A 23,725-nucleotide genomic window follows, 5' to 3' on the forward strand; every position below is an offset into this window, starting at 1 on the left:
GGCGAATGCAACGCCCGCCCGGGGCCCCGAGGACGAAAGCGCAGTGTACTCCGGCCGCTTGAAGCGCGCGTGACGGCCGCCCCGCGCGAGCGGCGGGGCGGTGTGCGCGATGGGCGTCAGAAGAAGGTTTCGACGACTTCCGTCACGCTGAACTGCGGATCGAGCACGAGCACCTGGCGCCACTTGTCGAACGTCAGGCACGGGTGCGAGATGTCGAACGCGACCATGTCGCCCACCTTCACGTCCGCACCCGACGGGATCTGCAGGTACGCGTGCTGGTCCATCATCCCGGTGACGGCCCAGCCTTCGGTGGCGGCGACATCGCGCGGCGCGGTGTCGCGGCCCGGGCGGAAGTGGCGTGCCGGCTCCGGCAGCCCCGCGTCGAACGCCGCGTCGCGCTTGCCGAGCGCGACGATCGCGCGATTGGCTTCCGGCACCGACTGCACGTACGCCCACAGCTGCAGCGCAGGCAGCAGCCCTTCGCCCATCGTGCGGGCGATCGGGTTGCGCGCGAACACGTCGGTCTGCGCCTTCTTGTAGATACCGACATCGTGCGTCAGGTAGCAGCCCGGACGCAGCACGACTTCCGCGAAGCCGGCGTTGGACGCCTTCGCGAATTCTTCCGCGACCACGTCGTACCACGCCGAACCGGCGCCGGACAGGATCGCCGGCGTACGCGCGAAGCGGCCTGCCTCGGCCAGCTCGCGCGTGAGCGCGACTGCGTCCTGCAGGAACGTGCGGATCTCGCCTTCCTCCTTCAGCACGCCTTCATAGAGTTCGATGCCGGCCAGCTTCAGCGTGTCCGGATAGCGCGCGATCGCGGCGAGCACGGCCTCGCGTTGCGCGGCATCGCGCACGCCTGCGCGGCCGCCCGGCACGCCGAGCTCGAGCAGCACGTTCAGCGGCTTCTTCAGTGCGCCGAAGAAGCGGCCGAGCTGGTCGACGCTCTCCGCCGAATCGACGAGGCAGAAGAATTCGAAATCGGGATCGGACAGCAGCCCGGCGATGATCGTCATGTTCTGGCGGCCGACCAGCTGGTTCGCGAGCAGCACGCGCCGCACGCCGCCGTGATACGCGGCCTGCGTCTGGTGCGCGGTCGCGAGCGTGATGCCCCATGCGCCGGCGTCGAGCTGGCGGCGGAACAGTTGCGGCGCCATCGTCGTCTTGCCGTGCGGCGCAAACTTGACGCCGTACTTCTGGACGAATGCCTGCATCCAGTTCAGGTTGTGTTCGATGCGATCCTCATAAAGCACGGCGGCCGGCAGGCTGACGTCTTCCGCGAGCAGGTTCCACTCGAGTCGGCCCGCGTCGCCGAGCGGCACGCTCGCGCTCGGCAGATTGCCGAGGCCCTTGCCGAACGGATCGATCGTCGCTTCCTGATAGTTTGTAACTTTCATGTCATCCCGCTCCATCATCACTATGCATTGCACTGAAGTTGACACGCCGATGGTACAGAAAGTAGCATCGGCGCGGTGATGTTATTTAGTAACATAGAGCTTCACACCCTTTTCCGCAGATGAATACGCCCGTCACCCCGTCCGTTCCGCTCGCGGCCGAACTCCATCCGGCTCCGGCTGCTCCGCCGCTCCTCGACATCGTCGCGAGGATCGCCGAATGCGCACCCGAGCTGCGCGAAGCCGAGCGCAAGGTCGCCGCGTTCATCCTCGCCGACCTCGCGCGCGCCGCGCATGCGAGCATCGGCGCGCTCGCGCGCGACGCGGAGGTCAGCGTCGCGACGGTTACGCGTTTCGCGAAGGCCGTCGGCTGCCGCGACGTGCGCGAACTGAAGGTGCTGGTCGCGCAGGCGGCGGCCGTCGGCCAGCGCTTTCTGGTGCCGTCCGACGATGCGCCGGCCGACGACACGAGCCCCGCGTCGATGGTCTACGACGAGATCCGCGTGGCGCTCGCGCACAACCATCAGTTGCTGCGCAATACGTCGTTCGAGGCAGCGGCCGATCTACTTGCCGCTGCGAAGATGACCTACGTGTACGGGCAGGGCGGCGGCTCGACCGCGCTCGCCGACGAGTTGCGCTTCCGGCTGGTGCGCTTCGGCCGGCCGGTCGCGAGCTACCAGGACAGCGTGCTGCAGCGGATGGTGGCCGCAACGCTGTCGCGCGATACCGTCGTGGTCGCGCTGTCGGTGAGCGGGCGCGTGCCCGAGCTGCTCGAGAGCTGCCGGCTCGCGAAGCGCTACGGTGCGAAGCTGATCGCGATCACCGCGCCGGCTTCACCGCTCGCGAAGCTGGCCGATCACCTGATCCCGGTCGTCGCGTTCGAAACCGATTTCATTTACAAGCCGTCGACATCGCGTTACGCGATGATGATGGCGATCGACGTGCTCGTCACCGGAGTCGCCTTGCGGCTCGGTGATGCGGGCCGAGAATCGCTGCGTCGCATCAAGCACGCGCTCGATGCGCACCGCGGCGGCGGAGACCGTCAACCGGTAGGAGACTGACCATGCATTCGCATCCCGAAGCCGCCGATACGCTGATCGTCGGCGCGCAGCTTTACGACGGTACCGGCGCGCCGCCCGTCACGCGCGACGTCGCGATCCGCAACGGCCTGATCGCGGCGATCGGCAACCTGTCGAACTGGCTTGCCGAGAATGTCGTCGATGCGAACGGCCGCGCGCTCGCGCCGGGCTTCGTCGACGTGCACACGCATGACGACACGCACGTGATCCGCGCACCGGAGATGATCCCGAAGATCTCGCAGGGCGTGACGACCGTGATCGTCGGCAACTGCGGGATCAGCGCGTCGCCGGTGACGCTCGCGGGCGATCCGCCCGATCCGATGAACCTGCTCGGCGAGCGCGGTGCGTTCCAGTACCCGACCTTCGCCGACTACGTCGCGGCCGTGAACGGCGCGCGTCCGGCCGTGAACGTCGCGGCGCTCGTTGGCCACACGGCGCTGCGCAACAACCAGATGGACCGCCTCGACCGCGCGGCGACCGACGGCGAGATCGCCGGCATGCGCGCACAGCTCGAGGAGGCGCTTGCGAACGGCGCACTCGGCCTGTCGTCGGGCCTCGCGTACGGCTCCGCGTTCGCGGCGCCCACCGAAGAGGTGATGGCGCTCGCCGAGCCGCTCGCGAACGCGGGCGCGTTGTACACCACGCACATGCGCACCGAGTTCGACGCGATCCTCGATGCAATGGAAGAGGCGTACCAGGTCGGCCGCCATGCGCGCGTGCCGGTCGTGATCTCGCACCTGAAGTGCGCGGGCCCGTCGAACTGGGGGCGCAGCACCGAAGTGCTTGCATCGCTCGAAGACGCGCGCCGCTACCAGCCGGTCGGCTGCGACTGCTATCCGTACAGCCGCAGCTCGTCGACGCTCGACCTGAAGCAGGTGACGGGCGACATCGACATCACGATCACGTGGTCGGAGCCGCACCCGGAAGTGGCGGGCAAGCTGCTGAAGGCGATCGCGGCCGAGTGGGGCGTGACCGAGCAGGAAGCCGCGCAGCGCATCCGCCCGGCGGGCGCCGTGTACCACAACATGTCCGAGGACGACGTGCGCCGGATCCTGTCGCATCCCGCGACGATGGTCGGCTCCGACGGCCTGCCGAACGATCCGCTGCCGCACCCGCGGCTGTGGGGCGCGTTCCCGCGCGTGCTCGGCCACTACGTGCGCGACACGAACCTGCTGCCGCTCGAGGAGGCGATCCGCAAGATGACGTCGCTGTCCGCGCGCCGCTACGGGATTGCGAAGCGTGGCGAAGTGCATGTCGGCTACCACGCGGATCTCGTGCTGTTCGACCCGGCGAGCGTGATCGACGCCGCGACGTTCGAGAAGCCGCAGCAGCCCGCGCACGGGATCGACGCCGTGTGGGTGAACGGCGTGCTCACTTATGAAAACGGCCAGCCGACCGGCGAGCGCGCCGGCGGCTTCGTCGCGCGCGGCGAGCGCGTGCCGGCGAGTGCCGACGCCGCGTTCTGAACGCGGTGGTTGTTCCGATCTGCCGCGCGCGCCATCGTCGGTGCGCGCATCCGCAACCGTGCGTTGCATGGGCCGGCGCCAGCGCTGACGCGCGAGCGCCGGTCCACACACAAGGAGTGAAACGATGAAGCGATATGGCGTAGGCGAAGCGAAGGGCACGGGCGGCCAGGTGATGCCGTTCGCACGCGCGGTCGAGGCCGACGGCTGGCTGTACGTGTCGGGCCAGACGCCGATGGTGAACGGCGAGGTCGTCGAAGGCGGCATCGTCACGCAGTCGAAGCAGACGATCGAGAACGTGATCGCGATCCTGAAGGAAGCCGGCTACGGCCTCGAGCACGTCGTGCGCTGCGGCGTGTGGCTCGACGACGCGCGCGATTTCGCGTCGTTCAACAAGGTGTTCATCTCGTACTTCGGCGAGCATCCGCCGGCACGCGCGTGCGTGCAGTCGAGCATGGTCATCGACTGCAAGGTCGAAGTCGACTGCATCGCGTACAAGGCGCCGGCGAAGTAACGCCAACGCCGCCACGGCGAGCCGCTACGCAACGGGCCCGGCGCATTCATGTGCGCCGGGCCCGTTTTTTCATGTGCAGGGCACCGGTCGACCGGCGGGCGTGCGCCCGAGGCCGCAACCGCCGCAACGCATTCCGCCTGTTCATGTAATGTGCCGCATGACCGTACGGGGACGACATGCATGGAATGGGCTGCGCTGGTGCCGGAGCTGATCTGCTCGGACCTTGCCGGAAGCGTTCGCTTCTATCGCGACGTGCTGGGATTCCGGATTCGCTTCGAGCGTCCGGAAGACGGGTTCGTCTATCTTGAATTCGGGCGGGCTCAGCTGATGCTCGAGCAGTACAGCCCGGAGGGCTGGCTGACCGGCCCGCTGGAGCCGCCGTTCGGGCGCGGGATCAATCTGCAGATCGAGGTCGATGCGCTCGACCCCATTCTCGACAGGATTCGCGCCGAAGGCGTGACGCTGTTCGTCGAGCCGCGCACGTCCTGGTATCGGGAGGACGAGATCGAGCATGGCCAGGTCGAGATGCTGGTGCAGGATCCCGACGGCTACCTGTTTCGCCTGGTGGAGATTCTTCCGGAGCGGCCGGTGAGCGGGTGACGCCGGCCGCGCTTCTCTGCACAATGAAAAACAGCCCGGCCGGACGCATCCGGCCGGGCTGTTCTATATGGGGTGACCGCCGCGCGTTGCCGATTGCAAACCGCGGTGGCCGCCCGCCGCCGTCACTGCCGCGCGTTGCGCGCGTTGTCCGGCATCGGCTGGTTGTAGTTGGTGCGGAACGGGTTGATGTCGAGCCCGCCGCGGCGCGTATAGCGCGCATACACCGCGAGCTTCACCGGTTTGCACGCATGCAGGATGTCGAGGAAGATCCGCTCGACGCACTGCTCGTGAAAGCCCGTGTGGTTGCGGAACGAGATGATGTAGCGCAGCAGGCCGGCATGGTCGATCTGCGGCCCGACGTAGTGGATCTGCACGCTGCCCCAATCGGGTTGCCCCGTAACCGGGCAGTTCGAGCGCAGCAGGTCGGACACGAGCGTCTCCTCGACCGGCGCTTCGTCCTCGGCGGCCGACAGCAGCGAAGGATCGGGTTCGTACACGTCGGTGTCGAGGTCGAGCCGGTCGAGCGACAGCCCGTCGAGCTCGTCCATTTCCAGCTTGCCGAAATCGTGCGGCGACACCAGCTGCACGGAGACGGTCGCGCCGCACGCGGCCGAGACGTCGCGCTTCAGCGTGTCGCGCACCGCGTCGATCGAGTCGAATTTGGTTTGCGCGAACGAGCCGAGATACAGCTTGAACGACTTCGATTCGACGATGTTCGCCGATTCGGCCGGCACGTAGAAGGTCGCGACCGCGATCTGCGGCTTGCCGCGCGCATTGAGCCACGACAGCTCGTAGGCGTTCCAGATGTCGGTGCCGAAGAACGGCAGCGCCGACGTGATGCCGAGCTGCTCGCGCGCGCCGGCGCGCGGGATCGGGAACAGCAGCGACGCGTCGTACTGGGCGGCGTAGACGGTGGCCTTGCCGAGCGGGGAATGTTCGGGATGCATGCGTGACGCCTTTACGACAGGAAGAGGCGGTAAGCCGGGTTGGCGCTTTCCTCGACATACGGATAGCCGAGTGCCGCGAGGAAGCGTTCGAATTCGGCGCGATCGGCCTGCGGCACCTGCAGCCCGACGAGGATCGAGCTGTAGTCCGCGCCCTGGTTACGGTAGTGGAACAGGCTGATGTTCCAGTCCGGCGCCATCGACGACAGGAATTTCATCAGCGCGCCCGGCCGTTCCGGGAATTCGAAGCGGAACAGGCGCTCGTCGAGCGCGAGCGGCGAGCGGCCGCCCACCATGTAGCGGATGTGTTCCTTCGACAGTTCGTCGTGCGTCAGGTCGACGGACTTGAAGCCGTGCGATTCGAAGTTCGCCGCGATCTCGGCCGATTCGCCGCGACGCTTGATCTGCACGCCGACGAAGATGTGCGCGGCCTGCGCATCGGCGATCCGGTAGTTGAACTCGGTGACGTTGCGGTCGCCGACGAGCGAGCAGAAGCGCTTGAAGCTGCCGCGCTCCTCGGGGATCGTGACCGCGAACACGGCTTCGCGCGCTTCACCCACTTCCGCGCGCTCGGCGACGAAGCGCATCCGGTCGAAGTTCATGTTCGCGCCGGACGTGACCGCGACGAGCGTCTGGTTCTCGATGCCTTCGCGTTCCGCATAGAGCTTCGCGCCTGCGACCGCGAGCGCGCCGGACGGCTCGAGCACGCTGCGCGTGTCCTGGAACACGTCCTTGATCGCCGCGCACAGTGCGTCGGTGTTCACGGTCACGACGCCGTCGAGGTATTCGCTGCAGAGCCGGAAGGTTTCTTCGCCGACCAGCTTCACCGCGGTGCCGTCCGCGAACAGGCCGACCTCGCTCAGCTCGACGCGCTTGCCCGCGCTGAGCGACTGCGCCATCGCGCACGAATCTTCGGCCTGCACGCCGATCACCTTGATCTCCGGCCGCACCGCCTTCACGTAGGCCGCGACGCCGGACGCGAGCCCGCCGCCGCCGATCGGCACGAAGATCGCGTGGATCGGGCCCTGGTGCTGGCGCAGGATTTCCATCGCGATCGTGCCCTGGCCGGCGATCACGTACGGATCGTCGAACGGGTGGACGAACGTGAGACTGCGCTCTTCCTGCACCTTGACCGCATACGCATACGCATCGCTGTACGACTCACCGGCCTGGATCACCTCGACGCTCGGGCCGCCGTGCGCGCGCACGGCATCGACCTTCACCTGCGGCGTCGTGACGGGCACGACGATCACCGCCTTGACGCCCATCCGGGCCGCCGAGAATGCGACACCCTGCGCGTGGTTGCCGGCCGACGCCGTAATCACGCCGCGCGCGAGCGCGTCCGCCGGAATGTGCGCCATCTTGTTGTACGCGCCGCGCAGCTTGAACGAGAACACCGGCTGGTTGTCCTCGCGCTTCAGGTAGACGGCGTTGCGCAGTCGGGCCGACAGGTTGCGGGCGGATTCGAGTTCCGTCTCGATCGCGACGTCGTAGACGCGCGCGGTGAGGATTTTCTTCAGGTAATCGTGGGATGCCATGGGCGCTCGCGTGCAGTGCGGAAGCAGACGGTAAAGGATCAATGATAGCGCCAAGGGTCCGCCCGCATGCAAGCGGCATGCCGAGCGCGCGCTTGGCGGGCCGTGCGGGCGGCGCGTCGGCGCGCTCGCGGGGCCTTTTTTACCGGTTTAACTGCGTGGTTACCGACCGGACGGACGGCGAATGGTCACACGAAATCGCGCCGAGCCAGGCCTGGCGCGGCTCGCGGGGATAGCCCCACGACCTGTCCGACGTGTCACGCATGGCCCGATCATGGGTTAGAATTCCGTTTTGAATCAAGGATCGGAAGATGCAGAGGCACCCTCGGATCGCCCCGTTGAAGCCGACGCCGCGCGCAGCCACCCCCGCGGCGGAGCGGCATGCGCGCCGCGCGCGATCGTGCTGATGGTTCCGAGTGCCGCCAGGCCCTGTCGCCGGCCAGGAGGGGCGAGTCGCCCGCTCCGGCCCCATGAAGGACAGCCGCGCGCCTGGTAACAGAACAGATTTCCCCAAGATTGCGCCCACGCGCTTGCCGACGCCCGTGCACGGTGTATCGGCCCTCCGAGTCGTCCGAACATGAACGCACCACAAGTTTTCGATCCGCATGGCGCGGCTGCTGCCGTCGCCGCCGACCCCGCGCCCCGCTTGCGCGAGATTCCCTACAACTACACGTCCTTCTCGGATCGCGAGATCGTGATCCGCCTGCTCGGCGAAGAGGCGTGGTCGGTGCTCGACGAGTTGCGCGCCGAGCGCCGCACGGGCCGCTCGGCACGGATGCTGTATGAAGTGCTCGGCGACATCTGGGTCGTGCGCCGCAACCCGTACCTGCAGGACGACCTGCTCGACAACCCGAAGCGCCGCGCGCTGCTGATCGAGGCGCTGAATCACCGCCTGACCGAAATCGGCAAGCGCCGCAGCGCGGACCTCACCGCGCACCGCGACGACGCGGGCCGCGAACGCGCGGTGCGCGTCGAGATGCTCGAAACCGCCGCGCAGCGCGCGGTCAACGAGTTCGCCGACGAATTCGAGAAGATGGCCGACCTGCGCCGCCGCGCGACCAAGGCACTCGGCCGCTGCACGCAGAAGGACAACATCCGCTTCGACGGGCTGTCGCGCGTGTCGCATGTGACCGACGCGACCGACTGGCGTGTCGAATACCCGTTCGTCGTGCTGACCCCCGATACTGAAGCCGAGATCGCGGGCCTCATCAAGGCCTGCTTCGAGCTCGGGCTGACCGTGATCCCGCGTGGCGGCGGCACCGGCTACACGGGCGGCGCGGTGCCGCTCACGCCGTTCTCCGCGGTGATCAACACCGAAAAACTGGAACAACTCGGCGCGGTCGAGCTGACCGAAATGCCGGGCGTCGCACACAAGGTGCCGACGATCTTCTCCGGCGCGGGCGTCGTCACGCGCCGCGTGACCGAGGCGGCAGAAGCGGCCGGCTACGTGTTCGCGGTCGATCCGACCTCGCTCGACGCATCGTGCATCGGCGGCAACGTCGCGATGAACGCGGGCGGCAAGAAGGCCGTGCTGTGGGGCACCGCGCTCGACAACCTGGCCTGGTGGCGGATGGTCGACCCGGACGGCAACTGGCTCGAAGTCACGCGCCACGAGCACAACCAGGGCAAGATCCACGACATCCCCGTCGCGCGTTTCGAGCTGAAGTGGTTCGACGGCGCGCACGCGCCGGGCGAGAAGCTGCTGCGCACCGAAATGCTCGAGATCGAAGGCCGCCGGTTCCGCAAGGAAGGGCTCGGCAAGGACGTGACCGACAAGTTCCTCGCCGGCCTGCCGGGCGTGCAGAAGGAAGGCTGCGACGGGCTCATCACGTCCGCGCGCTGGGTGCTGCACAAGATGCCCGCGCACACGCGCACCGTCTGCCTCGAATTCTTCGGCCAGGCGCGCGAGGCGATCCCGAGCATCGTCGAGATCAAGGACTACCTGTTCGAAACGTCGAAGCAGGGCGGCGCGATTCTCGCGGGCCTCGAGCACCTCGACGAGCGCTACTTGCGCGCGGTCGGCTACGCGACCAAGAGCAAGCGCAATTCATTCCCCAAGATGGTGCTGATCGGCGACATCGTCGGCGACGATGCCGATGCGGTCGCGCACGCGACGTCCGAAGTGATCCGGATGGCGAACGGCAAGAGCGGCGAAGGCTTCGTCGCGGTCAGCGCGGAGGCACGCAAGCGCTTCTGGCTCGACCGCAGCCGCACGGCCGCGATCGCGAAGCACACGAACGCGTTCAAGATCAACGAAGACGTCGTGATCCCGCTGAACCGGATGGGCGAGTACACCGACGGCATCGAGCGGATCAACATCGAGCTGTCGCTGAAGAACAAGCTGCAGCTCGTCGACGCACTGGAAGCGTTTTTCCGCGCCGGCAACCTGCCGCTCGGCAAGACCGACGACGCGAACGAGATCCCGAGCGCCGAACTGCTCGAAGACCGTGTCCAGCAGGCGCTGGAGCTGCTCAGCCGCGTGCGCGCCCGCTGGGAATTCGTGCGCGACCGGCTCGACCAGCCGTTGCGCGAGGCGCAGCACTACCTCGTGCAGCTCGGTTACGAGGCGCTCGCCGAGAAGTTCGCGGATCGCGCCGACGAGCAGCCGGGTGCGACCGTGTTCCACATCACGCAGGACCGCACGGTGCGGATCTCGTGGAAGCAGGAGATCCGCGCGGAACTGCGCGCGATCTTCAACGGCGGCGCGTTCAAGCAGATCCTCGACGAGGCGCAGGCGATCCACAAGCAGGTGCTGCGCGGCCGCGTGTTCGTCGCGCTGCACATGCACGCGGGCGACGGCAACGTCCACACCAACCTGCCGGTCAACTCCGACAACTACGAGATGCTGCAGGACGCCCACGCGGCGGTCGCGCGCATCATGACGCTCGCGCGCTCGCTCGACGGCGTGATTTCCGGCGAGCACGGCATCGGCATCACGAAGCTCGAGTTCCTGACCGACGACGAGATCGCCGAGTTCCGCGCGTACAAGCAGCGTGTCGACCCGAACGGCCGCTTCAACAAGGGCAAGCTGCTCGAAGGCGCCGATCTGCGCAACGCGTATACGCCGAGCTTCGGGCTGATGGGGTACGAGTCGCTGATCATGAAGCAGTCCGACATCGGCGCGATTGCCGATTCGGTGAAGGACTGCCTGCGCTGCGGCAAGTGCAAGCCGGTGTGCGCGACCCACGTGCCGCGCGCGAACCTGCTGTACAGCCCGCGCAACAAGATCCTCGCGACGTCGCTGCTGGTCGAGGCGTTCCTGTATGAAGAACAGACGCGCCGCGGCGTGTCGATCAAGCACTGGGACGAGTTCAACGACGTGGCCGACCACTGCACGGTGTGCCACAAGTGCGCGACGCCGTGCCCGGTGAAGATCGACTTCGGCGACGTCACGATGAACATGCGCAACCTGTTGCGCAAGATGGGCAAGAAGAAGTTCAACGCCGGCAATGCGGCGGGCATGTTCTTCCTGAACGCGACCAACCCGCAGACGATCAACGTCGCGCGCAGCGTGATGATGGGCGCCGGCTACAAGGTGCAGCGCTTCGCGAACGACATGCTGAAGAAGGTCGTGACGAAGCAGACGCAGCACCCGCCGGCAACGGTCGGCAAGCCGCCCGTGGTCGAGCAGGTGATCCACTTCGTCAACAAGAAGATGCCGGGCAACCTGCCGAAGAAGACGGCGCGCGCGCTGCTCGACATCGAGGACAACAAGATCGTGCCGATCATCCGCGACCCGAAGTCGACCACCGTCGATTCGGAAGCGGTGTTCTACTTCCCGGGCTGCGGCTCCGAGCGCCTGTTCTCGCAGGTCGGCCTCGCGACGCAGGCGATGCTGTGGGAAGCCGGCGTGCAGACCGTGCTGCCGCCGGGCTACCTGTGCTGCGGCTATCCGCAGCGCGGCTCGGGCCAGTACGACAAGGCCGAGAAGATCGTCACCGACAACCGCGTGCTGTTCCACCGGGTCGCGAACACGCTGAACTACCTCGACATCAAGACGGTGGTCGTGTCGTGCGGCACCTGCTACGACCAGCTCGCGGGCTACGAATTCGACAAGATCTTCCCGGGCTGCCGGATCATCGACATCCACGAGTTCCTGCTCGAGAAGGGGATGAAGCTGGATGGCGTGTCGGGCACGCGCTACATGTATCACGACCCGTGCCATACGCCGATCAAGACGATGGACCCGGTGAAGCTCGTCAACGAGCTGATGGGCGCGGAGAAGGACGGCTACAAGATCGAGAAGAACGAGCGCTGCTGCGGTGAGTCGGGCACGCTCGCGGTCACGCGCCCGGACATTTCGACGCAGGTCCGCTTCCGCAAGGAAGAGGAGATCCGCAAGGGTGCCGCGAAGCTGCGCAGCATCCCGGTCGTGGCCGGCAACGCGCCGGCGCCGGCCGCCGCGGCCGCGAACGGCCCGGACGTGAAGATCCTGACCAGCTGCCCGTCGTGCCTGCAGGGCCTGTCGCGCTACGGCGAGGATGCGAACCTCGAAGCCGACTACATCGTGGTCGAAATCGCGCGCCAGGTACTCGGCGAGAACTGGATGGCCGATTATGTCGCACGTGCGAACAATGGCGGGATCGAGCGCGTGCTGGTCTAATGCGGGCATGACGACCGCCCGACCGGGCCAGGAATGAGCGGGCGCCGGCGCAGCAATGCCGGCGCCCGTCCACATGGGAGCGACGATGGAATGCGTGTTTTGCCGTGAAGACGGCGGCGAGCTGCTCTGGCAGGACGATGCGGTGCGCGTCGTCCTCGCGACGGGCGAGCACGAGTATCCGGGCTTCTGCCGGGTGATCTGGGGCGCGCACGTGGCCGAGTTCTCCGATCTCGGCGAGCCCGAGCGGGCCCATTTGATGCGCGTGGTCTACGCGGTCGAGCGGGCCGTGCGCCGCGTGATGCAGCCGAACAAGGTGAACCTCGCGAGCCTCGGCAACATGGTGCCGCACGTGCACTGGCACGTGATTCCGCGCTTTTCCAACGACGCCCATTTCCCGCAGCCCGTATGGGCGCCGCGCCAGCGCAGCGTGTCCGAGGCGCTGCTGCGCTCGCGCGCCGCGCAGGCCTCGCTGCTGCACAATGCGGTGCGCGAGGAAATTCAACGCATGACCGATTCGAGGCAGCCATGAGCGGTTTGACTTCCACGACGCCGATTCCGTCCGGCGTCGTCGTGCACGCGGTGTCGCGCGTGCTCGAATTGCAGTACCCGAACGGCGACAGCTACCGGATTCCGTTCGAGCTGATGCGCGTGTATTCGCCGTCGGCCGAGGTGCGCGGCCACGGGCCCGGCCAGGAGACGCTGCAGACGGGCAAGCGCGAAGTGACCATCACCGCGCTCGAGGGCGTCGGCAACTATGCGCTGCAGCCGACCTTCTCCGATGGCCATTCGACCGGCATCTACTCGTGGGACCTGCTGTACGAGCTGGCCACGCAGCAGGACGCGCTGTGGCGCGACTATTTCGACAAACTGAAGGCGGCGGGCGTCGAGCGCGATGCCCCGATGCCGGCGGCGGGTGCGTCGCACGGCCACTGCCACTGAAATTCGACGGCGCCCGCTTGGCGCCGTCTTGCCATTTACTGAGGATCAACGCGATGAGCAAAACCCACTTCGGCTTCGAAAGCGTCGAGGAAAACGAAAAAGCGAAGAAAGTGGCGGGCGTGTTCCATTCGGTCGCGAGCAACTACGATCTGATGAACGACCTGATGTCGGCGGGCATGCACCGTGCGTGGAAGGCGTTCACGATCGCGCAGGCGAACGTGCGCCCCGGCTTCAAGGTGCTCGACATCGCGGCCGGCACCGGCGACCTGACGAAGTCGTTCAAGAAGGCCGCCGGGCCGACGGGCGAGGTCTGGCATACGGACATCAACGAATCGATGCTGCGCGTCGGCCGCGACCGGCTGCTCGACAAGGGCATCGTGACGCCGTCGCTGCTGTGCGACGCGGAGAAAATTCCCTTTCCGGACAACTACTTCGATGTGGTCACGGTCGCGTTCGGGCTGCGCAACATGACGCACAAGGATGCCGCGCTGGCCGAGATGCGCCGCGTGACGAAGCCTGGCGGCCGCGTGATGGTGCTGGAATTCTCGAAAGTCTGGGATCCGCTGAAAAAAGCGTACGATCTGTATTCTTTCAAAGTATTACCGTGGCTTGGCGACAAGTTCGCGAAAGATGCTGAAAGTTACCGGTATCTTGCTGAATCTATCCGGATGCACCCCGACCAGGACACGCTGAAGACGATGATGGAACAAGCGGGCCTCGATGCCGTCAAATATTACAATTTGTCAGGTGGCGTGGTAGCTTTACACCTAGGAACCAAGTACTAAGGGGTTCTTTCCATACATTTGTCTTACATCCGGAGAAGCTGATGTTCGAATCGCGTTCGTTGTTCAACCGTAGCAAGCCGTCGAAGCCGTGGGCTCGACGGGTCGGCACGCTGCTGATGGTCGGCCTGCTCACGGCCGGCACGTTCGCATCGCTCGACGCCGAAGCCAAGCGCGTGGGCGGCGGGCGCAGCATCGGCCGTCAGAACTCCACCGTCACGCAGCGCCAGGCCACGCCGCCCGCGCAGCAGCCGATGCAGCAGGCCGCGCCGTCGCAGGCACAGCGTGCGAACCCGGCCGCGCCGGCGCCGGCCGCGCAGCCCAACCGCTCGCGCTGGCTCGGGCCGATCGCCGGCCTCGCGGCCGGTCTCGGCATCGCGGCGCTGCTGTCGCACTTCGGCCTGGGCGGCGCGTTCGCGAGCATGATGGCGAACGTCATCGTGATCGCGCTGCTCGCGGCGGTCGGCATCTGGCTGATCCGCAAGTTCATGAACCGCCGTCGTCCGCAGGAGCCGGCCTACTCGGTCGGCGGCTCGGCGTCGTCGTCGGGCGGCTACTCGCAAAGCCCGTCGTTCCAGCAGGGCAGCACCGGCAGCAACTACGCGGGCAGCGGCAGCAACTACGCGAACGAAGCGCAAGGCGTGTTCGGCGGCGGTGCCGCGGCCGCCGGCGCGGCAGCGGCTGCCGGGGTAGCCCCGCTCCAGGTGCCGGCCGGCTTCGACACCGAAGCGTTCCTGCGCAGCTCGAAGGTCTATTTCGTGCGCCTGCAGGCCGCGTGGGACCAGGGCAACCTGGCCGACATCCGCGAGTTCACGACGCCCGAAATGTTCGCCGAGATCAAGATCGACCTCGATTCGCGCGGCAACGAGTCGAACCAGACCGACGTCGTGCAGCTTGACGCGGAACTGGTCGCGATCGAGGATCGCGGCATCGAGCAGTCGGCGAGCGTGCGTTTCCACGGCCTGATCCGCGAATCGGCGAATGCGTCGGCCGCGCCGTTCGACGAGGTGTGGAACCTGTCGAAGTCGGGCAGTCAGGGCTGGCTGCTCGCGGGCATCCAGCAGATCAACACGCACTGAGCGTGACCGGCGGCCCGCGCCGCCGGGCACCCGGGCAACGGCCGCCGCACTGCGACCGCTTGCCGCCCGGGTGTGCGGTCAGGCACGGCCTGCCGACGATCCGACGTTACAATAGAAACCCGCGTGGGCGCCCGGCCTGCGCGGGTTTTTTCTTTCCCAGCCCGATGACCTTTGCTGCCAAGCCTTTTGCTGCTGCCGTCAATCACCTGCTCGCCCGCGAATCGTGGGCGCGCGACCGCCTGATTCCGTATGCGGGCAAGACTGCCCGGATCGACGTGCCTCCCGTTACGCTCACGCTGCTGGTGCAGCCCGACGGCTATCTGTCGGCCGTCGACGCGCACGATGCGCAACAGGTCGACGTGTCGATCGCGCTCGCCGGCGACACGGTCGCCGCGTTCCTGCAGGGCGGCCAGGCGGCCGTGATGAAGCACGTGAAGATCGAGGGCGACGCGGAGTTCGCGACGCAGATCGCGAAGCTGGCCGAGCACCTGCGCTGGGAACCTGAAGAAGATCTCGCGAAGCTGGTCGGCGACGCGGCGGCATACCGGATCGCGACGGTCGTGCGCGACGCCGGTGCACGCGCGCGACGCACCGGCCGCAACGTGCTCGATTCCGTCGCCGAATACTGGCTCGACGAGAACCCGCAAGTCGTCCGGCGCGCGTCGCTCGGCGGCTTCGATGCCGAACTGGCGCGCGCACGCGATGCGCTCGCGCGGGTCGAAAAGCGGGTCGAGCGACTCGAACAAAAAATCGGCGCGCGCACGGGTTCCGGCCCGCGCGGCGCGCACTGAGGGGCCGCAGGGCATGCGCATTTTCCGTTTCATCAAGATTGTCTACACCGTCATCCGCTTTGGCCTCGACGAAGTGATGCTGTCCCGGATCGACGACCGGCGCGTGAAGCTGCTGCTGCGCATCACGACGATCGGCCGCCGCTATTCCGATCCGCCTGCCGTGCGGCTGCGCCACGCGCTCGAAAGCCTCGGCCCGATTTTCGTGAAGTTCGGCCAGGTGCTGTCGACCCGCCGCGACCTGTTGTCGGTCGATTTCGCGAACGAACTCGCGAAGCTGCAGGATCAGGTGCCGCCGTTCGATTCGGCGGTCGCGATCGGGATCATCGAGAAGTCGCTCGGTGCGCCGGTCGACGAGTTGTTCGACGAATTCGAGCGCGAGCCGATCGCGAGCGCGTCGATCGCGCAGGTGCATTTCGCGAAGCTGAAGCAGGGCCAGCACGCGGGCAAGGCTGTCGCCGTCAAGGTGCTGCGCCCGAACATGCTGTCCGTGATCGATTCCGACCTCGCGCTGATGCGCGACATCGCGATCTGGACCGAGCGCATGTGGGCCGACGGCCGGCGCCTGAAGCCGCGCGAAGTCGTCGCCGAATTCGACAAGTACCTGCACGACGAGCTCGACCTGATGCGCGAGGCAGCCAATGGCAGCCAGCTGCGCCGCAATTTCGCGGGCCTCGACCTGCTGCTCGTGCCCGAGATGTTCTGGGATTTCTCGACGTCGCAGGTGCTCGTGATGGAGCGCATGACCGGCGTGCCGATCAGCCAGGTCGAGACGCTGCGTTCGGCCGGCGTCGACATCAAGAAGCTCGCGCGTGAAGGCGTCGAGATCTTCTTCACGCAGGTGTTCCGCGACGGTTTCTTCCACGCGGACATGCACCCGGGCAACATCCAGGTCAGCCTCGATCCGAACACGTTCGGCCGCTACGTCGCGCTCGATTTCGGGATCGTCGGCGCACTGTCCGATTTCGACAAGAATTACCTCGCGCAGAACTTCCTCGCGTTCTTCAAGCGCGACTACCACCGCGTCGCGACGCTCCACCTCGAATCGGGCTGGGTGCCGCCCGAAACGCGCGTCGAGGAACTCGAAAGCGCGATCCGCGCGGTGTGCGAGCCGTATTTCGATCGCGCGCTGAAGGACATCTCGCTCGGCCAGGTGCTGATGCGCCTGTTCTCGACGTCGCGCCGCTTCAACGTCGAGATCCAGCCGCAGCTCGTGCTGTTGCAGAAGACGATGCTGAACGTCGAGGGGCTCGGCCGCTCGCTCGACCCCGAGCTCGACCTGTGGAAGACCGCGAAGCCGTACCTCGAGCGCTGGATGACCGAGCAGATCGGCCTTCGCGGCTGGTACGAGCGTTTCAAGGTCGAGGCGCCGCAGTGGAGCAAGACGCTGCCGCAACTGCCGCGCCTGATCCATCACGCGATGGCCGCGCGCCTTGACGCGCCGCGCGCGGCGAGCGAGGACCTGATGCGGCAGATCCTCGTCGAGCAGAAGCGGACGAACCGGTTGATGCAGGCGCTGCTGATCTTCGGCCTCGCCGTCGGCGTCGGGGCGCTCGTTGCGCGCGTGCTGCTGGCGCTCGCGTACGGCACATGACCGAAAGGAGCAGGGCGATGTCCGATCCGAAGCAACCCGTCACACCGGCAGCCACCGATTTCACGACGCGCGATCCCGGCGACGCATCGTTCTGGGACGAGCGTTTCGAGCGTGGCATGACGCCGTGGGAATTCGGTGGCGTGCCCGACGGTTTCAGCGTGTTCGCGCACCGGCTCGAGCCGTGCGCGGTGCTGATTCCCGGCTGCGGCAGTGCGCAGGAGGCCGGGTGGCTCGCGCAGGCCGGCTGGCCCGTGCGTGCGATCGATTTTGCCGCGCAGGCGGTGGCTGCGGCGAAGGCGCAGCTCGGTGCGCATGCGGGCGTCGTCGAGCAGGCCGATTTCTTCACGTACCGGCCGCCGTTCGACGTGCAGTGGGTGTATGAGCGTGCGTTCCTGTGCGCGCTGCCGCCGGCCATGCGCGCCGGCTATGCGGCGCGCATGGCCGAGCTGCTGCCAACGGACGGCTTGCTGGCCGGCTATTTCTTCCTGATGGCGAAACCGAAGGGGCCGCCGTTCGGAATCGAGCGCGCCGAACTCGATGCGCTGCTCGTGCCGCACTTCGAACTGATCGAGGATTTGCCCGTGACCGATTCGCTGCCCGTGTTCGAAGGGCACGAGCGCTGGCTCACGTGGCGCCGCCGCTGATGCACGCGTGTCGCGGCCATTGCCGGAGCGCGGCAGGGTTTCGGCTATAATTCAAGGTTTTGCAAGCCGTTTCCAGTTTCCGCGGGAAAAATATCATGCCGATCTACGCCTATCGATGCGAAGCGTGTGGTTTCGCGAAGGACGTGCTCCAGAAGATGAGCGACGCGCCGCTGTCGCAGTGTCCGGAATGCGGGAAGGATGCATTTCGCAAGCAGGTCACCGCCGCAGGCTTCCAGCTGAAGGGTTCGGGATGGTATGTCACCGATTTCCGCGGCGGTTCGGGCGGCACCAGCGCGCCGGCGACGGCGTCGGGCGACGCAGCCCCGGCAGCACCGGCGGAAGCCGCACCCGCAGCAGCCGCATCGGCTGCAGCAAGCCCTTCCGCCAGCACGACGACGAGCGCCGCGCCTGCCCCGGCTGCAGCGCCCGCCGCCAGCAGTTGACCGTCGCAGCCCGGCCGGGCTGCGACCAACCCGCGCCGCCGGCGCGGTTCATTGACGGCAGATGATGAAAAAGACGACCCTGAAATCGGTGTTTCTGACCGGCCTGCTGGTTCTCGTCCCGCTCGCGATCACGCTGTGGGTGCTCGGTCTCATCATCGGCACGATGGACCAGACGCTGCTCCTGCTGCCCGAATCGTGGCAGCCCGAGCGGATGCTCGGCTTCCATCTGCCGGGGATCGGCGCGGTGCTGACGCTCGCGTTCATCTTCGTCGTCGGGCTGGCCACGCGGAACTTCATCGGCCAGAAGCTCGTCACGTGGTGGAACGCCGTGGTGCGTCACATCCCGGTCGTCGGGCCGATCTACACGAGCGTCAAGCAGGTGTCTGACACGCTGCTGTCGAGCAGCGGCAACGCGTTCCGCAAGGCGCTGCTGATCGAATACCCGCGTCGCGGCTCGTATACGATCGCGTTTCTGACCGGTACGCCGGGCGGCGACGTGCTCAATCATCTGACGGAAGAATACGTGAGCGTCTATATCCCGACGACGCCGAACCCGACGTCGGGCTTCTTCCTGATGCTGCCGAAGAGCGAAGTCATCGAACTCGACATGTCGGTCGATGCCGCGCTCAAGTACATCGTCTCGATGGGCGTGGTGGCGCCCCCGGCGCCGGCTCCGGCGCCGGCACGCCGCCCCGTCGAGCCGCCGCTGTAAGTAAAGAATCATCGCCCGGGCCGCGCGTTGCGGCGCCCGTTGATCAAACCGAACGAAAGCAAACATCATGTCGATGCGTACTGAATACTGTGGTCTCGTGACCGAACACCTGCTGGGCCAAACCGTGTCGCTGTGCGGCTGGGTGCAGCGCCGCCGCGATCACGGCGGTGTGATCTTCATCGACCTGCGCGATCGTGAAGGCCTCGTGCAGGTGGTGTGCGACCCGGATCGCGCGGAAATGTTCGCGACCGCCGAAGGCGTGCGCAACGAGTTCTGCGTGCAGATCAAGGGCCTCGTGCGCAACCGTCCGGAAGGCACGGTCAACGCCGGCCTGAAGAGTGGCAAGATCGAAGTGCTGTGCCACGAACTGAACGTGCTGAACGCATCGGTCACGCCGCCGTTCCAGCTCGACGACGACAACCTGTCGGAAACGACGCGCCTCACGCACCGCGTGCTCGACCTGCGCCGTCCGCAGATGCAGCACAACCTGCGCCTGCGCTACCGCGTCGCGATCGAAGCGCGCAAGTACCTCGACGAGCAGGGCTTCATCGACATCGAAACGCCGATGCTGACGAAGAGCACGCCGGAAGGCGCGCGCGACTACCTCGTGCCGTCGCGTACGAACGCGGGCCAGTTCTTCGCGCTGCCGCAGTCGCCGCAGCTGTTCAAGCAGCTGCTGATGGTCGCGAACTTCGACCGTTACTACCAGATCACCAAGTGCTTCCGCGACGAAGACCTCCGTGCCGACCGTCAGCCGGAATTCACGCAGATCGACTGCGAAACGTCGTTCCTCGGCGAGCAGGAAATCCGTGACCTGTTCGAAGACATGATCCGTCACATCTTCAAGACGACGATCGACGTCGAACTCGACGCGACCTTCCCGGTGATGCCGTACTCTGAAGCGATGGCGCGTTTCGGTTCGGACAAGCCGGACCTGCGCGTGCAGCTCGAATTCACCGAGCTGACCGACGCGATGAAGGACGTCGACTTCAAGGTGTTCAGCACGCCGGCCAACGCGAAGGACGGCCGTGTCGCGGCACTGCGCGTGCCGAAGGGCAGCGAGCTGTCGCGTGGCGACATCGACGGCTACACCGAATTCGTGCGCATCTACGGCGCGAAGGGCCTCGCCTGGATCAAGGTCAACGAGAAGGCGAAGGGCCGTGACGGCCTGCAGAGCCCGATCGTCAAGAACCTGCACGACGCATCGATCGCGGCGATCCTCGAGCGCACCTGCGCGGAAGACGGCGACATCATCTTCTTCGCGGCCGACCGCGCGAAGGTCGTCAACGACAGCCTCGGCGCACTGCGCCTGAAGATCGGCCATTCGGAATTCGGCAAGGCGAACGGCCTCGTCCATGCCGGCTGGAAGCCGCTGTGGGTCGTCGACTTCCCGATGTTCGAATACGACGACGAAGATGCGCGCTACGTCGCGGCTCACCACCCGTTCACGAGCCCGAAGGACGAGCACCTCGAGTACCTCGAGACGGATCCGGGCCGTTGCCTCGCGAAGGCCTACGACATGGTGCTGAACGGCTGGGAAATCGGCGGCGGCTCGGTGCGTATCCACCGCGAGGAAGTGCAGAGCAAGGTGTTCCGCGCGCTGAAGATCGGTGCGGAAGAAGCGCAGCTGAAGTTCGGCTTCCTGCTGGACGCACTGCAGTACGGCGCGCCGCCGCACGGTGGTATCGCCTTCGGTCTCGACCGCATCGTCACGATGATGGCCGGTGCCGATTCGATCCGCGACGTGATCGCGTTCCCGAAGACGCAGCGTGCGCAGGATCTGCTCACGCAAGCACCGAGCCCGGTCGACGAGCGTCAGCTGCGCGAACTGCACATCCGTCTGCGTCAGCCGGAACAGCCGAAGGCGTAACGCGCCTGGCACCCGGTCGTGTGTGCATTCACGCGCACACGACGCACATGAAAAGGCGCAGCGATGCGCCTTTTTCATTTTTTGCGGTACAGTCGCAGCACTTGCCGCCCGTTCGGAGCATTTGCCCGGCGCGCGGCCCCGTGCCGCATGAAACAACGATGACGAAGCCGCCGAAAATCCCCGAATCCGTTCTTGTCGTGATCTACACGCCCGACCTCGATGTGCTTGTGATCAAGCGTGCCGACCAGCCCGATTTCTGGCAATCGGTGACCGGCTCGAAGGACGCGCTCGACGAGCCGCTCGCGGTCACCGCCGCGCGCGAAGTGGCCGAGGAAACCGGCATCGCGATCGGCGCGCCGGACGTGCCGGCCAGCGCACTCGTCGACTGGCGCCACCGGATCGAATACACGATCTATCCGCAATACCTGCACCGCTATGCACCGGGCGTCACGCGTAACGTCGAGCACTGGTTCGGCCTGTGCGTGCCGTATCGGGTCGACGTGACGCTGTCGCCGCGCGAGCATGTCGACCATGCATGGCTGCCGTTCCGCGAGGCGGCCGCGCGCTGCTTCTCGCCGTCGAACGCCGAAGCGATCCTGCAACTGCCCGCGCGCGTGGCACTGTCGCGCGCGCCGCACGGCTCGTCCGCATGACGGCGGAAGCCCGCAAGCGCTTCGCGCAATTGCGGCAGATGTTCCTGCAGGAACGCGGTTCCGCGTCGCGGCTCGCCTTCACGTCGGGCAACACCGTGCGGCTGTGCGAGGGCGGCGGGGCATTCTTCGGGGCACTGATCGAACGGATCGATGCCGCCCGCGAGCAGGTGATGCTCGAAACCTACATCTTCTGCGACGACGCGGCAGGCCGGCCGGTGTCTGACGCGCTGATCCGCGCGGCGCAGCGCGGCGTGCGTGTGCGCGTGATCACCGACGGCATCGGCACCGCACGCCTGCCGCTGTTCGACACGTGGGTGGCAGCCGGCGTCGAGCACTGCATCTACAACCGCTTCCTGTTCGGCCGCTTCGGCTTCTCGCGCACGCATCGCAAGCTCGCGGTGATCGATCACGCGGTCGCGTTCTGCGGCGGCATCAACATCATCGACGACTACGCGCAGGGCGGCACGAGGCTGCCGTTTCCGCGCTGGGATTTCGCGGTCGAGATGGCGGGGCCCGCGGTGTCCGACGTGCGTGCCGCGTTCGAACTGCAGTGGCACCGGATCATGTTCGGCCACAAGCCGTATGCGCAATACGCGGCCGGGCTGCACGGCGGCGAAGCGTTCCCCGAGATGTTCCGGCGCTGGATGCGCAGCCACCGCTGGATCAAGGCCGGCGCGCTGCGGGTCGTGACGGAGCCGAGCGTCGCGTTCGTCGCGCGCGACAACGTCGTGAACCGCCGCGCGATCGAGAAGACGTATCTCGCGGCGATCGGCCAGGCGCGCCAGCGGATCCTGCTCGCCAATCCGTACTTCATGCCGGGGCGCAAGCTGCGCCGTGCGCTGACGGGCGCCGCGCGGCGCGGTGTCGACGTGCGGATCCTGATCGGCCGCAAGGAATTCGCGGCACTCGATACGGCCGTGCCGTTCCTCTATCACACGCTGCTGCGCGCAGGCGTGCGCGTGGCCGAATACGACAAGACGATGCTGCACGGCAAGGTGGCCGTGATCGACGACAATTGGGCGACGGTCGGCTCGTCGAACCTGGACGCGCTGAGCCTGATGCTGAACAATGAGGCGAATGTCGTGCTGGTGCGCTACGATGCAGTCACGAACGAACTGCGCGACGCGATCGCGGCCGCGTTCGCCGATGGTCGGGAAATCGATCCCGCACGATTCGCCGCGCGCCCGCGCATCGAGCGCATGCTGAACTGGCTCGCCTATACGGCGTATCGCGTCGTGATGAAGGCGCTGACGGTCGGCGGTTACGACTGACGAAGACTAAGCGTTCGCTTCAAAAAATCTGTCCGCACGTTCGTGCGGAAAAGCCGCTCCGGTCCCGCCGGAATCGCGCAAAATAGCGGCTCGGTTAGACACCGGTTTCTAATAATTTCCTTGTTTCGCGAGCGGCCGCACTCAATAATAGTACGGCCGTTCGATTTTATTCGAACCCCCGAACGGTTACAGAAATAGCTATGCGAAAAGGCGAACAGACGCGTGCCGCGATACTTGAAGCTGCTTTGGACCTCGCCAGCCGTGATGGGCTGGAGGGGCTGACGATCGGCCTGCTGGCCGAGCGCATGCAGATGAGCAAGAGCGGCGTGTTCGCGCACTTCGGATCGCGCGAGGACCTGCAGGTCGAGGTCGTCCGCGAGTATCACCATCGTTTCGAAAACGAGGTGTTCTTTCCGAGCCTGCGCGAGCCGCGAGGCCTGCCGCGCCTTCGGGCGATGCTGGCCCGCTGGACGGAGAAGCGCATCCAGGAGGTGACGACGGGATGCATCTACATCAGCGGTGCAGTCGAGTACGACGACCGGCCTGACAGCCCCGTGCGCGAGCAGTTGATCGCAAGCGTGACGGCCTGGCGTGCCGCGATGTTGCGTGCCATTTCGCAGGCGAAGGAAGAAGGCCATCTGCGTGCGGATACGGATCCGGACCTGATGCTCTTCGAGTTGTACAGCTTCACGCTCGGCCTGCATCACGACGCACGCTTCCTGCATTCGCCGGACGCCGTGCGCCTCACGTGGGCCGCGCTGGAAAAGACGATTGTTTCGTATCAGAGCGAGAGCCGTTAGCGGCGCGTGATCCGCCCG

At 66.5% G+C, this 23,725-nt stretch carries 21 protein-coding genes; 18 read left to right on the forward strand and 3 right to left on the reverse strand.

Annotation, left to right across the window (positions count from 1 at the left end):
• Nucleotides 1-116 precede the first annotated feature (116 nt).
• Complete coding sequence (locus LGN19_RS18945) at nucleotides 117-1,397, reverse strand: amino acid deaminase (protein WP_226216556.1); 1,281 nt, start codon at nucleotides 1,395-1,397, stop codon at nucleotides 117-119.
• Nucleotides 1,398-1,516: 119 nt separating this feature from the next.
• On the opposite strand from LGN19_RS18945, the gene LGN19_RS18950 reads away from it, so the two are divergent.
• The 4 genes from LGN19_RS18950 (at nucleotide 1,517) to LGN19_RS18965 (ending at nucleotide 5,050) form a co-directional block, all read left to right on the forward strand.
• Entirely contained in the window at nucleotides 1,517-2,455 is a 939-nt protein-coding gene (locus LGN19_RS18950) for a MurR/RpiR family transcriptional regulator (RefSeq protein WP_226216558.1), read from the forward strand.
• A gap of 2 nt (nucleotides 2,456-2,457) precedes the next feature.
• Nucleotides 2,458-3,939 (forward strand): N-acyl-D-amino-acid deacylase family protein, encoded by a 1,482-nt coding sequence (locus LGN19_RS18955; RefSeq protein ID WP_226216560.1) that lies wholly within the window; start codon nucleotides 2,458-2,460, stop codon nucleotides 3,937-3,939.
• A gap of 124 nt (nucleotides 3,940-4,063) precedes the next feature.
• Nucleotides 4,064-4,450: a RidA family protein gene (locus LGN19_RS18960; RefSeq protein WP_011353171.1), complete on the forward strand. Its 387-nt coding sequence runs from the start codon at nucleotides 4,064-4,066 to the stop codon at nucleotides 4,448-4,450.
• 180 nt (nucleotides 4,451-4,630) lie between these two features.
• Nucleotides 4,631-5,050: a bleomycin resistance protein gene (locus LGN19_RS18965; protein ID WP_226216562.1), complete on the forward strand. Its 420-nt coding sequence runs from the start codon at nucleotides 4,631-4,633 to the stop codon at nucleotides 5,048-5,050.
• 122 nt (nucleotides 5,051-5,172) lie between these two features.
• Here the strand turns inward: LGN19_RS18965 and queF are convergent, their stop codons facing one another.
• The gene (gene queF / locus LGN19_RS18970) at nucleotides 5,173-5,997 is read right to left on the reverse strand and encodes an NADPH-dependent 7-cyano-7-deazaguanine reductase QueF (protein ID WP_122946251.1); all 825 of its coding nucleotides are present in this window, start codon (nucleotides 5,995-5,997) and stop codon (nucleotides 5,173-5,175) included.
• Nucleotides 5,998-6,008: 11 nt separating this feature from the next.
• Nucleotides 6,009-7,532 carry a threonine ammonia-lyase, biosynthetic gene (gene ilvA / locus LGN19_RS18975; protein ID WP_122946250.1) on the reverse strand — a complete coding sequence of 508 codons (1,524 nt, stop codon included), beginning with the start codon at nucleotides 7,530-7,532 and terminating at the stop codon, nucleotides 6,009-6,011.
• Between the two features lie 574 nt (nucleotides 7,533-8,106).
• On the opposite strand from ilvA, the gene LGN19_RS18980 reads away from it, so the two are divergent.
• The 14 genes from LGN19_RS18980 to LGN19_RS19045 all read left to right on the forward strand — a co-directional run bounded on the left by LGN19_RS18980 (nucleotide 8,107) and on the right by LGN19_RS19045 (nucleotide 23,707).
• Nucleotides 8,107-12,132: a DUF3683 domain-containing protein gene (locus LGN19_RS18980; protein WP_226216564.1), complete on the forward strand. Its 4,026-nt coding sequence runs from the start codon at nucleotides 8,107-8,109 to the stop codon at nucleotides 12,130-12,132.
• Nucleotides 12,133-12,217: 85 nt separating this feature from the next.
• Complete coding sequence (locus LGN19_RS18985; RefSeq protein ID WP_174955593.1) at nucleotides 12,218-12,661, forward strand: HIT family protein; 444 nt, start codon at nucleotides 12,218-12,220, stop codon at nucleotides 12,659-12,661.
• Nucleotides 12,658-13,071: a gamma-butyrobetaine hydroxylase-like domain-containing protein gene (locus LGN19_RS18990; protein WP_122946246.1), complete on the forward strand. Its 414-nt coding sequence runs from the start codon at nucleotides 12,658-12,660 to the stop codon at nucleotides 13,069-13,071. The genes LGN19_RS18985 and LGN19_RS18990 overlap by 4 nt, the downstream gene beginning before the upstream one ends.
• Before the next feature lie 53 nt (nucleotides 13,072-13,124).
• Nucleotides 13,125-13,856 (forward strand): bifunctional demethylmenaquinone methyltransferase/2-methoxy-6-polyprenyl-1,4-benzoquinol methylase UbiE, encoded by a 732-nt coding sequence (ubiE, locus tag LGN19_RS18995; RefSeq protein WP_122946245.1) that lies wholly within the window; start codon nucleotides 13,125-13,127, stop codon nucleotides 13,854-13,856.
• Between the two features lie 41 nt (nucleotides 13,857-13,897).
• Nucleotides 13,898-14,932 (forward strand): Tim44 domain-containing protein, encoded by a 1,035-nt coding sequence (locus LGN19_RS19000; protein ID WP_226216566.1) that lies wholly within the window; start codon nucleotides 13,898-13,900, stop codon nucleotides 14,930-14,932.
• 164 nt (nucleotides 14,933-15,096) lie between these two features.
• Nucleotides 15,097-15,723, forward strand: a complete 627-nt coding sequence (locus LGN19_RS19005; protein WP_006487883.1) for an SCP2 domain-containing protein — start codon at nucleotides 15,097-15,099, stop codon at nucleotides 15,721-15,723.
• 13 nt (nucleotides 15,724-15,736) lie between these two features.
• Nucleotides 15,737-17,314, forward strand: a complete 1,578-nt coding sequence (gene ubiB, locus LGN19_RS19010) for a ubiquinone biosynthesis regulatory protein kinase UbiB (protein WP_226216568.1) — start codon at nucleotides 15,737-15,739, stop codon at nucleotides 17,312-17,314.
• Nucleotides 17,315-17,331: 17 nt separating this feature from the next.
• Nucleotides 17,332-17,958 carry a TPMT family class I SAM-dependent methyltransferase gene (locus LGN19_RS19015; protein ID WP_226216569.1) on the forward strand — a complete coding sequence of 209 codons (627 nt, stop codon included), beginning with the start codon at nucleotides 17,332-17,334 and terminating at the stop codon, nucleotides 17,956-17,958.
• Between the two features lie 95 nt (nucleotides 17,959-18,053).
• Entirely contained in the window at nucleotides 18,054-18,401 is a 348-nt protein-coding gene (locus LGN19_RS19020; protein WP_226216571.1) for an FmdB family zinc ribbon protein, read from the forward strand.
• Nucleotides 18,402-18,462: 61 nt separating this feature from the next.
• Nucleotides 18,463-19,113: a DUF502 domain-containing protein gene (locus LGN19_RS19025; RefSeq protein WP_011353157.1), complete on the forward strand. Its 651-nt coding sequence runs from the start codon at nucleotides 18,463-18,465 to the stop codon at nucleotides 19,111-19,113.
• A gap of 67 nt (nucleotides 19,114-19,180) precedes the next feature.
• Nucleotides 19,181-20,983, forward strand: a complete 1,803-nt coding sequence (gene aspS / locus LGN19_RS19030; protein WP_226216573.1) for an aspartate--tRNA ligase — start codon at nucleotides 19,181-19,183, stop codon at nucleotides 20,981-20,983.
• Between the two features lie 158 nt (nucleotides 20,984-21,141).
• Nucleotides 21,142-21,636, forward strand: coding sequence for a dihydroneopterin triphosphate diphosphatase (gene nudB / locus LGN19_RS19035; protein WP_226216574.1), 495 nt, complete (start codon nucleotides 21,142-21,144; stop codon nucleotides 21,634-21,636).
• A complete protein-coding gene (clsB, locus tag LGN19_RS19040) occupies nucleotides 21,633-22,907 on the forward strand; it encodes a cardiolipin synthase ClsB (protein ID WP_226216576.1) in 1,275 nt (424 codons plus the stop codon). The genes nudB and clsB overlap by 4 nt, the downstream gene beginning before the upstream one ends.
• Before the next feature lie 200 nt (nucleotides 22,908-23,107).
• Nucleotides 23,108-23,707 carry a TetR/AcrR family transcriptional regulator gene (locus tag LGN19_RS19045; protein ID WP_006751498.1) on the forward strand — a complete coding sequence of 200 codons (600 nt, stop codon included), beginning with the start codon at nucleotides 23,108-23,110 and terminating at the stop codon, nucleotides 23,705-23,707.
• Nucleotides 23,708-23,725: the final 18 nt, after the last annotated feature.

The organism is Burkholderia sp. AU30198 (assembly GCF_020419825.1).
Classification (GTDB): domain Bacteria; phylum Pseudomonadota; class Gammaproteobacteria; order Burkholderiales; family Burkholderiaceae; genus Burkholderia.